We start from the raw sequence: 11,542 nt of genomic DNA, 5'->3' as shown, positions 1-11,542 counted from the left end.
GGCTGGTTATCCTTCCTCAGAGGCCAGCCGCAGCGTCTCGAGCACGAAGTCACGCTTGCCGCCGGTATAATAATCCCAATCGTCATTTGCCTCGCCCATGAGCTTCATCTTGAGGGCGGCATAGGCGTTCGCCCGTTCCGTGTGGGCGCGCAGATAGTCCCGAAAAGCGATCCGGTCTCGCAGCACGGCATTATCAGTCGTGCAGAGATAGAGCCGCGCGCCGTACGAGCCCTTGCCGCTGGTGAAAGTCCAGGTCTGCTGTCGATATTTGTCACCATGGAAGGTGTAGACGTCGAGCGATTGCACACGTTCGATCGCCTCGGGAAGCACATCCGCATTCGCAAAGGCGGCGTGCAGATCGATCTTCGGCTTGGCCGCCAGCCCGGGGACGGATGTGCTGCCGACATGATGAAAGACCGGGCCGAGATCGGCGAGAAACGGCTCAAGCTCACCGACGATCTGACGGAAGAGAGACGGCCATTCCGGGTCATAGTCGACGACACGAATGGCCATTCTCGTTTCCTGTCCCGTTCAGACGATTTCCTTCAGGAAGCCATCCAGGATGTCGATCATCTTGCGCTCGGCTTCTTCCAGCGAGTCGCTGTTGTCGAGCTCCACGACATCGTAATCGCCGCGCACCGTCAGCGGGCCGCGGGCGAGGCGGGCCATGATGTCCTCATGCGTCTCGCGGCCGCGCGCTTCCAGGCGGTTGGCCAGCACTTCCGGGCGGGCCGTCACATTGATGACCTTCAGCCGCGGAAAGGCGGCCTGGAAACGGTGCAGCGCCGAGCGTGAACCATTCGCAACGACTATGTGGCCCTTGGAAAGTGCTACGGAAACCTCCCCCGGAATGGCGTATTTGAGACCATGCGCCTCCCACCAGACGGCAAAGGCGCCGGCCTGCTCCATCGATGCGAATCCGGCATCCGAAACGGCAAGATGATCTTCTCCGCCGGCAGCGCCGTCACGAGTGATGATACGGCGGGCAAAGTGCACGTCTTCCCGGCGATCGAAATGCCGGGCCGCAAGGTTCATCAGCGTGTCCTTGCCAGCTCCGCTCGGACCGACGACGACGACCATGATGCCGCGCTCGGCACCGGCGCCCGGATGGGGTTCGTGTGACATCATCATGCGACACGGCGTCCTTCACGCCAGACGGAACGCGTCACCGGCACGCCGTGCGAACGGTGAACGCGGACGAGATCGGCACGCAGGCCGGTTTCGATGCGGCCGCGATCGTTGAGGCTGACGGTGCGCGCCGGCGTTGCCGTCACCATTGCAATTGCCTTCGACAACGTAATGCCCTCAACCTCGTCGGCAAGAATGAAGGGCGCATGCAGCAGGCTGAGCGGCACATAGTCGGACGAAAGCACGTCGAGAACGCCGAGCTGCGCCAGATCACGCGCGGCGATATTGCCGGAGTGCGATTTGCCGCGCACGATGTTCGGCGCGCCCATCAGAACGCTCATGCCGTTTTCATGCGACAGCCGGGCTGCGTCGACGCTGGTCGGGAATTCGGCCAGGCGCACGCCGTTTTCAATCGCCTCATCGACATGGGCGGATGTGGCGTCGTCATGGCTCGCAACTGTGATGCCGCGTTCGGCGCAGACCTTGGAGATCGCGTCGCGATTTGGCGTCGAATTGCGATCGGACTCGGCGATACGTCTGGCGCAGAAGCGGGCGAACTCCTCATCGGAAAGACCGCGCTTCTTCTGATAGTAAAAGATGTACTGGTCCATTGTCTGGAACTGGCGCTGGCCAGGCGCATGGTCCATCAGCGAGACGAGACGGACATAAGGGTCGTTTTCGAAATCGGCGAAGTGCTGCAGCACGTTGTCGGCTGAAACTTCGCAACGCAGATGGATGAGATGCTCGGCGCGCAGGCGCCCTTCCTTTTCGGCGGATTGGATGGCGTCGGCCATCTCGCGCATCTCGCCATGCTCGAAGCCGCCGTCTTCGTCAGCACCCATGCGCAGGCAGTCGAAGACCGTGGTGATGCCTGAGGTGACGATCTGCGCGTCATGGGCCTGGATGGCCGCCGTCTTGTTCCAGCGGATACCCGGACGCGGCGAATAGTGGCCTTCCAGATGGTCCGTGTGCAGCTCGACGAGGCCGGGAATGATGTAGTCACCCTCGAAATCTTCGCCGGCTACCGAGTTGCCTTCCGAAATATCGGCGATCTTGCCGTCGCGGATCAGAATAGAGCCCGAAAGAATATCGTCCTCGAGAACGATGCGGGCGTTTGAAAGAACGGTTTCTTTGCTCATGTCGGAAAATCTTTCAGCTTTTGGCGCCAGCAAGCGGCAGCCATGTGTGGACTTTGAAAGGCGCGCCGCGCGCCTCCTCGCTAAAGACGGCAAGGCCGGAAATGCGAAGCGGCCTGCCGGTGAAACCTGCGAAACGCTCCGTCAGGATCGCCTTCATCACTTCCGCGCGCTCTTCCGGCACCTGCCCGGTCAGCGTCATGTGGAAGCCGAAGTCATCCATGACATATGGATAGCCCCAGCGCATGAGATTATTACGCTGGCTCTCAGAGAGCCTTTCCGGTTTGCGCCTGATAATATCGGCCTCGGAAAGTGCCGCCCGGAATGGCTCGAAAGACTTTACCACCTTTGCCGCGAAATCCTGAAGCGGTTGGTGCAGCGAACCTGGCACAAGAGCAAAGAAGCGACCAAGCTGGCCAAGCACCAGCTCCGGGATTTCAAAGGCCGGCGTATTGGCGGCGAAATCTTCGACGACCGCCATTAGGTCCTTTTCGGTCACGGAGGAGGCAAGCTCGAAGGGTGCCTTGATCGTCGCATGGAAGCCATAGCGGCGCGGATCGGCCGTCAGTTCGAATTGTTCTCCAGCCGGCAGCGTCTCGTATTCGGGCGCAGGATAGGTCTCGTCGGTAAAGGCATCACGGCCGAGCCAGACGGAGGCCGCATCCGTCAGGGGATCATCCTTGGACGGCGAAAAATAGAGAGCGTAGCGCAAGGCTTTTATCCTGGAGATCGTCCGAACGGGGAGGGCAATGTGCAGTGATTTGGCGGCGAACCGCAAGCACGCTCCGGCTAAAAGATTTCCATGACAGAATGATGATGACGGCAGGGCCGTCATCATCTTTTACTTGGGCTCAGTGACCGGCCTGGGTGCCCATCAGGCGATGGCGCAGCGCGTTCGATGCGGCGTCGAACAGAAAGACGACGATCAGGATCAGGATGACCATGTAGGCGACGTTTTCCCAGTTGGAATTGGTGCGCATGGCCTCCCAGAGCTTGAGACCGATACCGCCGGCGCCGACGGCGCCAATGATCGTCGCGCCGCGTACGTTTGATTCCCACTGGTAGAGCGTCTGACCGACGATAACAGGAACGATCTGCGGCATGATGCCGTACCGATGAACGAGTACGGTCGAGGCGCCTGTCGATTTCACGCCTTCACGCGGCTTGTTGTCGATGTTCTCAAGGCCTTCCGAATAGAGCTTTCCGAGCGTGCCGGTCTCCGTGAGGAAGATGGCGCCGGAACCGGCGAGCGGACCCGGACCGAAGGCGCGGGTCAGGAAGAGGGCCCAGATCAGCATGTCGACCGAGCGCAGGAAATCAAAGGACCGTTTCAGAGCCTGATTGAGGAACCTGTTTGGCGTGATGTTACGCGCCGCCATGAAGGCGAGCGGGAAAGCCGCGAGCGAGCCGAGCAGCGTGCCGAGGAAGGCCATCACGATGGTCTGGAAGAGCTTGGTCCAGACGTCGCCATGCTGCCATTCGCTATTGTTCCAGATATTATCGAAGGCGAGTGACAGGTTCGACTGGTCGGGATGGATGCGGGGGCCGGAAACGATAAGGCTGATGACTTCGCTTGCCGGCTTGTCGAAGAAGGGCGACTGCGTGTCGAAGACAAAGTTCGCCCAGCCGATGAAGCGCTTGCGCACCTTCACGCGATCGACCGAGATGCTGACATCACCGGCAAAGCCAAGATCGGCGAGCACGTTATCGTCATAGACCGTCATCCAGTTCGGAACCGGACCGACGACCTTCGGCGCGCCACTGGTAACGTCGACCGGCACCGTGACGCCATGGGCCGTGATCACCGTCTGGCTCTTGCTGACGGTCACCGTGCGGCCGCTGCCGCTGACGAGAACCGTGATGCTGCCATCGGCATTGGCCTTCACCCAGTCCGGATGCGGATCGTCGCCAAGCGGCGAAAAGCGCGGGTAACGTGTCTGGATGGTGCCGTCATCCTCGAGACGGAATTCCGGCTGCACATCGTAGCTGATCCACTGGCTCATATAGATGCCGAAGCGTTCCCAATGGGCTTCGGCGATGACTTTCGGCAGGTCGAAGAACCAGACGGCGTAGCTGCCGTAGAGGATCGTCGCGAGAACGATCAGCAGGCCACCGAAACGCTGGCGAAAGGACCGGTGGAAATATTCCGGATAGCGCGTTTCGATCTCATGCATGCGGTTTGCGTCGATTACCGTCATGGCGGCCTCAATGTTGCAGGAGGAAGGCGTGTTCGCCGACGAGCCGGCGGCGCAGCCAGGCGGAGAACTGGTCGACCGCGACGATCGTCACGAAGAGCAGCAGCACCAGCGCCACAGTCTTGGCGCCGAAGCCGCGGGAAATGGAGAGCTTGAGCTCTTCACCGATACCGCCGCCGCCGACGGCGCCGATGATGGTGGATGCGCGCACGTTGATCTCGAGGCGCAGCAGTGCGTAGGACGCGTAGTTGGGCATGACCTGCGGCAGTGCGGCGAAACGGACGCGCTCTATCCAGTTCGCGCCGACGGCCCTCATGCCTTCGTCCGGTTTCATGTCGATATTCTCGGCGACTTCGTAGAAGAGCTTGCCGAGTGCGCCGATCGTATGGAGCGTGATCGCGATGATGGCGGCTACCGGACCGATCGACAGGATTGCCGAAAACAGGCCGGCAATGACGATCTCAGGAAAAGCGCGCAGAAATTCCATGAGGCGCTTGGTAAAGATGCGCAGCGGCCAGTTCTTCGTCAGATTGCGCGCTGCAAAGAAGCTGAGCGGAACTGCGAAGATGAAGGCGATGATGGTCGAGACGAGCGCGATATTGATCGTGATGATCATCAGCTCGAAATATTCGGGAATATAGAAATCGCCCCAGACGTAGACGCGGCCCTTGAAGAAGTTGAATTCTTCGCCGCCCTTGTCGTTCGGGCTCGCTATGTCGAAAAGCGCGCGCCAGACGTCGGCCCAGTCCTTCGGGATCAGCCAACTCAGGAAGTCGAAAAGGTGCGGAAGGCGGTCGAAGAAGTGACCGGCATTGCTTTCGTCGGCAAAACGCACGGAGCTTACGAAGGCCGCGAACAGGATGACCAGACCGAGGATGGTGTAGAAGCGCCGCCTGGCGATCATCTTGTCCCAAGCGGTGGCGATATCCTTCGTGCTCTGCATCGGCACATGCGGTTGTGTATCGGCAATAGTCATGAGCGCCTCGCCTGGTCACAAGAAAAAGGGCGGCCGTTGCCGGCCGCCCCGTACACGAATGGCGCAATTAGCCGCCGATGGCAGCCTTACGAACTTCTACAACGGCGTTGTAGAAGTCGTGCTTGACCGGGGAGTAGCCCTTGTAGTCGCCGCCTTCGATAGCTGCGAAGCACTTGTGGTCCTTCTCCGGCAGAGCCGTGAAGAAGGTGGTGAGCTTCTTCTGCCACTCTTCGCCGAGAGCGTTGCGAACGACGAGCGGGCCGTTCGGGATCAGCGGCGAACGCCATACTTCAACCAGCTTGTTCGGGTCGACGGCGCCCTTGTCGACTTCCTTGCGGAAGGTACCGGAGGTGTAGCCGTCCTTGAAATCGCCGATGCCCGAAGAGTCGTCAACAGCAACGTCGACCTTGCCATCGTAAGCAGCGAGAAGGTTGTTCTCGTGGCCGCCGTTGAACTGCGTGGAAGCGAAGAACTTGTCGTTCGGAGCGCCGGTATCCTTCGGGATCTGCGTCAGCGGAACGAGGTAGCCCGAGGTGGAGTCCGGATCGGCGTAGCCGAGCTTCTTGCCCTTGGCGTCCTTGATCGTCTTGATGCCGGAGGACTTCAGAGCGAGACCGATCGAGTAGTAACCCGTGGAGCCATCCTTCTGCTGCGTCGTCAGGATCGGCGTAACAGCCTTGGCGTCCTTGATGTAAACAGCTGCGTAGCCGGAAGCGCCGAGTTCAGCGAAGTCGAGCGTGCCGCCGAGGAGACCCTGGATAACGCCGTCATAGTCAGCAGCCGGGAAGAGCGAAACCTTCTCGAAGCCGAATTCCTGCTTCAGGTGGTCTGCAAGGCAGGCGTAGTTGCGCAGGCGGTCGGTTTCGTTTTCGCCGCCGAGAATGCCGATGCGGAATTCCTTGAGGTCAGCGGCATTGGCAGCGCCGGCTGCGAGCGACAGGATCGCCGTCGCCGCAAAAAGTGCTTTCTTCAACATGGGTTCTCTCCTGAATGACCGGGGCTCGGTCGTTTTGTTAAGAAGAAATGTGCCCTTGACGCGGGCATTCGATCGCGGCCGTCCCTCTCACAGACCGGCCAGCGCCAGCGGTTGGTTGCCGGCGGATTGGTTTTCGGCTCCTTCCGGAGCCATGTTGATTGCCGTCGACGTCATCGTTTCGTCGATGCCCGCGCCATCCTTGTCCGTGCCGTAAATTTCCTTCACGGCCTCGGTGGTCAGTTCGGAAGGCTTTCCGTCGAAAACGACGCGGCCGCCCGCCATGCCGACGATGCGTTCGCAGTAGTTGCGGGCCGTATCGAGCGTGTGCAGGTTGGTGACGACGGTGATGCCTTCGCGCTCGTTGATGTCGCGCAGAGCGTCCATGACGATCTTGGCGTTCAGCGGGTCGAGCGAAGCGATCGGCTCGTCGGCCAGAACCATCTTCGGGTTCTGCATCAGCGCGCGGGCGATCGCCACGCGCTGTTGCTGGCCGCCCGAAAGCGTGCCGGCGGCCTGCAGCGCCGTCTGCTCGATGCCGAGGCGCTCGAGCGCCGCGATGGCCTGGATGCGCTCTTCACGGCTGAAGATGTTGAGCAGGCTAAGGACCGTCGAGCGGTGGTTCAGGCGGCCGAGCATGACGTTGGTCAGTACGTCGAGACGCGCTACGAGATTGAACTGCTGGAAGATCATCGCGCAGTCGCGCTGCCAGTTGCGCAGTGCCTGGCCACGAAGGCCGGAAACCTCGACACCACCGAAATGGATGGTGCCGGAGGAGGGCTCCTGCAGGCGGTTGATCATGCGCAGGAGGGTGGACTTGCCGGCGCCCGAACGGCCGATGATGCCGACCATCTGGCCCTGCGGAATGTCCAACGTTACGGAATCAACAGCGAGCTTCTTTCCGAACCGGCGTGTGACATTCTTCAGTTCGAACATCATGCTCTTCCTTCGCATTACAGCCTTGCGTCAGGGATCGCATTAGTCTCGCTTCATGAACCTCGCATGTCAGTTTTGTGTAAGTCCTGTCACAATTCCCCACACCGCAAAATTGGGCTCAACCACCGTAGCGCGAAAGGAAGTCTTCGGCCCCGAGCGCCCGGAAATCCGCTAGTGCTTCGCGCAGCCGGTCGTGTTCCCAGTCCCACCAGGCAAGCCTGTCCATGCGCTCGCCAACCTCTTTCGGAAAGCGTTCGCGGATGAGCTTGGCTGGCACGCCGCCGACGATCGTGTAGGGAGCGACATCCTTCGAGACGACGGCGCCGGCACCGATGACGGCCCCGTTACCCACAGTCACGCCGGGCAGGATCGTCGCCCCGTGTCCGATCCACACATCGTTGCCGATCACGACGCGATTGGAGCGGCGCCACTCGAAGAATTCGCTCTCCATGTCGGCATCCGGCCAGTAATCGACAGCGCGGTAGGTGAAGTGATGCAGCGTTGCGCGCCAGGTCGGATGGTTGGTGGCGTTGATGCGCACCGCTGCAGCGATATTGACGAACTTGCCGATCGTCGCGCACCAGATCGAGCCGTCCTGCATGATGTAGGAATAGTCGCCGAACTCCACCTCGCTGATGCGGCAGCGTTCGGAGACCTCAGTGTAGCGGCCGAAGGTCGAATTGGAAACGGAGGCTGTCTCGTGGAAATAGGGCTCGGTGCCCAGCTTGCGGCTCATGCTGCGATCGCCTTTCGCGGGGAGAATTGCTGAACGTCGAGAATGCGGTCGGCGACGGCCTCGCGCACTTCCTCGTCGTGGAAGATACCGAGGAGGGCGACACCCGCCTTCTTCTTCTCCTCGATCATGCTCACGACGACGGCGCGGTTCTTCGCGTCGAGCGAGGCGGTCGGCTCGTCGAGCAGCAGGATCGTGTGATCGGTGATGAAGCCGCGGGCGATGTTGACGCGCTGCTGCTCGCCGCCGGAAAAGGTGGAGGGCGGCAGCTGCCAGAGCGCTTCCGGCAGGTTGAGCTTTTCAAGCAGGTTTGCTGCCTTTTCCCTGGCGCTGTCGGCCGCCTCGCCGCGTGCGACGAGCGGTTCGGCGACGACATCAAGCGCAGCAACACGCGGCACCGTGCGCAGGAACTGGCTGACATAGCCGAGCGTCTGGCGCCGCACGTCGATGATGGTGCGCGGGTCGCCGGCGGCGAGATCGACGATCTTGCCCTTGTGGTTGATGAGGATCTGCCCGGTATCGACGGCATAATTGCCGTAGATCATCTTGAGCAGCGAGCTTTTGCCGATGCCCGAGGGACCGCCGAGCACGACGCATTCGCCCGATGCCACTGAGAAGGAGACATCGGAGACGACCGGCAGCTTGAGGCCGTCGCGCAGGTGCATGATGAAGCTCTTGGCGACTTCTGAAACGACGAGAGGCGTTGCCATGATTTAAACCTGCAGGATCGAGGAAACGAGGAGCTGGGTATAGGGCTCGCGCGGGTCGTCCAGCACGCGGTCGGTCAGACCCTGCTCGATGACGAGGCCGTCCTTCATCACCATCATGCGATGCGACAGAAGGCGGGCGACGGCGAGATCGTGGGTGACGATGATGGCCGAGAGGCCGAGATCGTTGACGAGGCCGCGCACCAGGTCGAGCAGGCGCGCCTGCACCGAGACGTCGAGGCCGCCGGTCGGCTCGTCCATGAAGACGAGGCGCGGGCCGGTGACGAGATTGCGGGCGATCTGCAGGCGCTGGCGCATGCCGCCGGAAAAGGCGCGGGGCTGGTCGTCGATGCGGTCTGCATCGATTTCGACGCGCTCCAGCCAGTCGATGGCGGTCGAGCGAATCTTGCCGTAGTGCCGGTCGCCGATCGCCATCAGGCGTTCGCCGACATTGGCGCCGGCAGATACCGTCATGCGCAGCCCGTCGGCCGGGTTCTGGTGCACGAAGCCCCAGTCCGTGCGCATCAGGAAGCGACGCTCGGCCTCGTTCATGTGGTAGAGGTCGCGGTAATTGCCGTCGCGCATGTGATACTCGACGCTGCCGGTGGTCGGCATCAGCCGGGTGGAGATGCAGTTGAGCAGCGTCGTCTTGCCCGAGCCGGATTCGCCGACGATGGCGAGCACTTCGCCCGGCCACAGCTCGAAGGAGACGTTCTTGCAGCCGATGCGGTTGCCGTAGAATTTCGAGAGGTCGTTGACTTTGAGAAGCGGTATTTCGGTCATTCTGCAGCCTCCCGGGCCAGCATTTCGCCGGCATGTCCGTGTGCCCGGCGGTCTTCGCAATGATCGGTGTCGGAGCAGACGAACATGCGCCCGCCCTTGTCGTCGAGGATCACCTCGTCGAGATAGACTTCCTCTGCGCCACAAAGCGCACAGGGCTTGCCGAAGCGCTGGATTTCGAACGGATGATCTTCGAAATCGAGGCTGACGACCTGGGTGTAGGGCGGCACGGCATAGATGCGCTTCTCGCGGCCGGCGCCGAAAAGCTGCAGCGCGTCCGACATATGCATTTTCGGATTATCGAATTTCGGCGTCGGCGACGGGTCCATCACGTAGCGGCCGGCGACCTTGACCGGATAGTCGTAGGTCGTGGCGATGCGGCCGTTACGGGCGATGTCTTCGTAGAGCTTCACATGCATGAGGYCGTATTCTTCCAGCGCATGCATCTTGCGTGTTTCGGTCTCGCGCGGTTCGAGGAAGCGCAGCGGTTCCGGCGTCGGCACCTGATAGACGAGAACCTGGCCGGGCCCGAGCTTTTCCTCGGGGATGCGGTGGCGCGTCTGGATGATCGTCGCGTCCTTTGTATGGGTGGTCACGGCGACATCGGCGACCTTCTGGAAGAAGGCGCGGATGGAGACGGCATTCGTCGTGTCGTCCGCACCCTGGTCGATGACCTTGAGAACATCGTCAGGGCCGATGATCGAGGCCGTCACCTGCACGCCGCCCGTTCCCCAGCCGTAGGGCATCGGCATTTCGCGCGAGGCGAAGGGAACCTGATAGCCGGGAATGGCGATCGCCTTCAGGATGGCGCGGCGGATCATGCGCTTGGTCTGTTCGTCGAGATAGGCGAAATTATAGGTGGCGAGATCACTCATTCGGCGGCCTCCTTTTGGGTCTCGCCGCTGTTGCGGGCGGCTTCGAAATCGCGGCGCATGCGGCGGACGAGGTCGAGTTCGGCCTGGAAGTCCACGTAATGCGGAAGCTTCAGGTGCTCGACGAAGCCGGTCGCCTGCACGTTGTCGGAATGGGAAATGACGAATTCCTCGTCCTGCGCCGGCGCGGTGATATCCTCGCCGAGCTCTTCGGCGCGCAATGCACGGTCGACGAGAGACATAGCCATCGCCTTGCGCTCGCTCTGTCCGAAGACCAGCCCGTAGCCGCGGGTGAACTGCGGCGGCGCCTTGGCCGAACCCTTGAACTGGTTGACCATCTGGCATTCGGTAAGCTGGATCGGCCCGAGCGAGACGGCAAAGCCGAGTTCGGCCACGTCGAATTCTACCTCGACCTCACCGATGCGGATCTCGCCGGTGAAGGGGTGGTTGCGGCCATAGCCGCGCTGGGTGGAATAGCCAAGTGCCAGCAGGAAGCCTTCGTCGCCGCGGGCAAGCGCCTGCAGGCGAAGATCCCTCGTCATCGGGAATTCCATCGGCTCGCGCGTCAGGTCGCCCGTCTCGTGGTCCTCGGGAAGCTCGCCGTCATTCTCGATCAGCCCTTCTTGGGCGAGGATTTCGGAAACGCGCATGACGCGGCCGGTTTCGGCTTCGCGCTGTGCCGGCTCTTCAACGGCCTCATCCGAAAGCAGCGAGGGATCGAGCAGGCGGTGCGTATAATCGAAGGTAGGCCCAAGCAGCTGGCCGCCCGGAAGATCCTTGTAGGTGGCGGAGATGCGGCGCTCGATCTGCATATTGGCGGTGTCGAGCGGCTTGGAATAGCCGAAGCGCGGCAGCGTCGTGCGATAGGCGCGCAACAGGAAGATCGCCTCGATCATGTCGCCGCGCGACTGGCGCACGGCAAGTGCGGCAAGCGTGCGGTCGTAGAGCGAGGCTTCGGCCATGACGCGATCGACGGCGAGAGCAAGCTGTTCGACGATCTGCTCGATGCCGATCGCCGGCACGGAACGGTCGCCGCGCCGGCGATCGGCGAGCAGGCGGTGGGCATTGGCGATGGCGGCCTCGCCACCCTTGACGGCAACATACAT

13 protein-coding genes are annotated in these 11,542 nt (G+C 61.6%); all 13 read right to left on the bottom strand.

The window, feature by feature from the left end; all coding sequences use genetic code 11:
• Positions 1-6: 6 nt before the first annotated feature.
• A complete protein-coding gene (locus AC1DM5_RS15515) occupies positions 7-513 on the bottom strand; it encodes a GrpB family protein (RefSeq protein WP_477820811.1) in 507 nt (168 codons plus the stop codon).
• 18 nt (positions 514-531) lie between these two features.
• Complete coding sequence (gene phnN, locus AC1DM5_RS15510) at positions 532-1,125, bottom strand: phosphonate metabolism protein/1,5-bisphosphokinase (PRPP-forming) PhnN (RefSeq protein ID WP_477820858.1); 594 nt, start codon at positions 1,123-1,125, stop codon at positions 532-534.
• A 2-nt stretch (positions 1,126-1,127) separates the two neighbouring features.
• Positions 1,128-2,267, bottom strand: coding sequence for an alpha-D-ribose 1-methylphosphonate 5-triphosphate diphosphatase (locus AC1DM5_RS15505; RefSeq protein WP_477820812.1), 1,140 nt, complete (start codon positions 2,265-2,267; stop codon positions 1,128-1,130).
• Positions 2,268-2,280: 13 nt separating this feature from the next.
• On the bottom strand, positions 2,281-2,976 hold the full coding sequence (locus tag AC1DM5_RS15500) for a DUF1045 domain-containing protein (protein ID WP_477820813.1): 696 nt from the start codon (positions 2,974-2,976) through the stop codon (positions 2,281-2,283).
• 139 nt (positions 2,977-3,115) lie between these two features.
• Positions 3,116-4,462 carry a phosphonate ABC transporter, permease protein PhnE gene (phnE, locus tag AC1DM5_RS15495; RefSeq protein WP_477820814.1) on the bottom strand — a complete coding sequence of 449 codons (1,347 nt, stop codon included), beginning with the start codon at positions 4,460-4,462 and terminating at the stop codon, positions 3,116-3,118.
• A gap of 7 nt (positions 4,463-4,469) precedes the next feature.
• Positions 4,470-5,435, bottom strand: a complete 966-nt coding sequence (phnE, locus tag AC1DM5_RS15490) for a phosphonate ABC transporter, permease protein PhnE (RefSeq protein WP_113320518.1) — start codon at positions 5,433-5,435, stop codon at positions 4,470-4,472.
• A gap of 67 nt (positions 5,436-5,502) precedes the next feature.
• Complete coding sequence (gene phnD, locus AC1DM5_RS15485; RefSeq protein WP_477975212.1) at positions 5,503-6,411, bottom strand: phosphonate ABC transporter substrate-binding protein; 909 nt, start codon at positions 6,409-6,411, stop codon at positions 5,503-5,505.
• Positions 6,412-6,498: 87 nt separating this feature from the next.
• Positions 6,499-7,344 (bottom strand): phosphonate ABC transporter ATP-binding protein, encoded by an 846-nt coding sequence (gene phnC, locus AC1DM5_RS15480; RefSeq protein ID WP_477820817.1) that lies wholly within the window; start codon positions 7,342-7,344, stop codon positions 6,499-6,501.
• A 118-nt stretch (positions 7,345-7,462) separates the two neighbouring features.
• A complete protein-coding gene (locus AC1DM5_RS15475; RefSeq protein WP_477820818.1) occupies positions 7,463-8,080 on the bottom strand; it encodes a DapH/DapD/GlmU-related protein in 618 nt (205 codons plus the stop codon).
• Positions 8,077-8,787 (bottom strand): phosphonate C-P lyase system protein PhnL, encoded by a 711-nt coding sequence (phnL, locus tag AC1DM5_RS15470; RefSeq protein WP_477820819.1) that lies wholly within the window; start codon positions 8,785-8,787, stop codon positions 8,077-8,079. Before phnL ends, AC1DM5_RS15475 begins: the two co-directional genes overlap by 4 nt.
• Positions 8,788-8,790: 3 nt before the next feature.
• Complete coding sequence (phnK, locus tag AC1DM5_RS15465; RefSeq protein ID WP_477820820.1) at positions 8,791-9,567, bottom strand: phosphonate C-P lyase system protein PhnK; 777 nt, start codon at positions 9,565-9,567, stop codon at positions 8,791-8,793.
• Entirely contained in the window at positions 9,564-10,439 is an 876-nt protein-coding gene (locus tag AC1DM5_RS15460) for an alpha-D-ribose 1-methylphosphonate 5-phosphate C-P-lyase PhnJ (RefSeq protein ID WP_477975210.1), read from the bottom strand. Before AC1DM5_RS15460 ends, phnK begins: the two co-directional genes overlap by 4 nt.
• Entirely contained in the window at positions 10,436-11,542 is a 1,107-nt protein-coding gene (locus AC1DM5_RS15455) for a carbon-phosphorus lyase complex subunit (RefSeq protein WP_477820822.1), read from the bottom strand. The genes AC1DM5_RS15460 and AC1DM5_RS15455 overlap by 4 nt, the downstream gene beginning before the upstream one ends.

The sequence above is a fragment of the Rhizobium sp. 01T437 genome (genome assembly GCF_056398505.1).
Note: the sequence above shows the minus strand (reverse complement) of the source record. Positions and strands in the feature narration are given on the sequence as shown.

Excerpts from the sequence above, each read along its gene's own strand:
- AC1DM5_RS15505 (WP_477820812.1), bottom strand. The coding sequence starts at position 2,267 with ATGAGCAAAGAAACCGTTCTTTCAAACGCCCGCATCGTTCTCGAGGAC.
- phnK (WP_477820820.1), bottom strand. The coding sequence starts at position 9,567 with ATGACCGAAATACCGCTTCTCAAAGTCAACGACCTCTCGAAATTCTAC.
- AC1DM5_RS15515 (WP_477820811.1), bottom strand. The coding sequence starts at position 513 with ATGGCCATTCGTGTCGTCGACTATGACCCGGAATGGCCGTCTCTCTTC.
- phnL (WP_477820819.1), bottom strand. The coding sequence starts at position 8,787 with ATGGCAACGCCTCTCGTCGTTTCAGAAGTCGCCAAGAGCTTCATCATG.
- phnE (WP_477820814.1), bottom strand. The coding sequence starts at position 4,462 with ATGACGGTAATCGACGCAAACCGCATGCATGAGATCGAAACGCGCTAT.
- phnN (WP_477820858.1), bottom strand. The coding sequence starts at position 1,125 with ATGTCACACGAACCCCATCCGGGCGCCGGTGCCGAGCGCGGCATCATG.
- phnE (WP_113320518.1), bottom strand. The coding sequence starts at position 5,435 with ATGACTATTGCCGATACACAACCGCATGTGCCGATGCAGAGCACGAAG.
- phnC (WP_477820817.1), bottom strand. The coding sequence starts at position 7,344 with ATGTTCGAACTGAAGAATGTCACACGCCGGTTCGGAAAGAAGCTCGCT.
- AC1DM5_RS15475 (WP_477820818.1), bottom strand. The coding sequence starts at position 8,080 with ATGAGCCGCAAGCTGGGCACCGAGCCCTATTTCCACGAGACAGCCTCC.
- AC1DM5_RS15455 (WP_477820822.1), bottom strand. The coding sequence starts at position 11,542 with ATGTATGTTGCCGTCAAGGGTGGCGAGGCCGCCATCGCCAATGCCCAC.
- phnD (WP_477975212.1), bottom strand. The coding sequence starts at position 6,411 with ATGTTGAAGAAAGCACTTTTTGCGGCGACGGCGATCCTGTCGCTCGCA.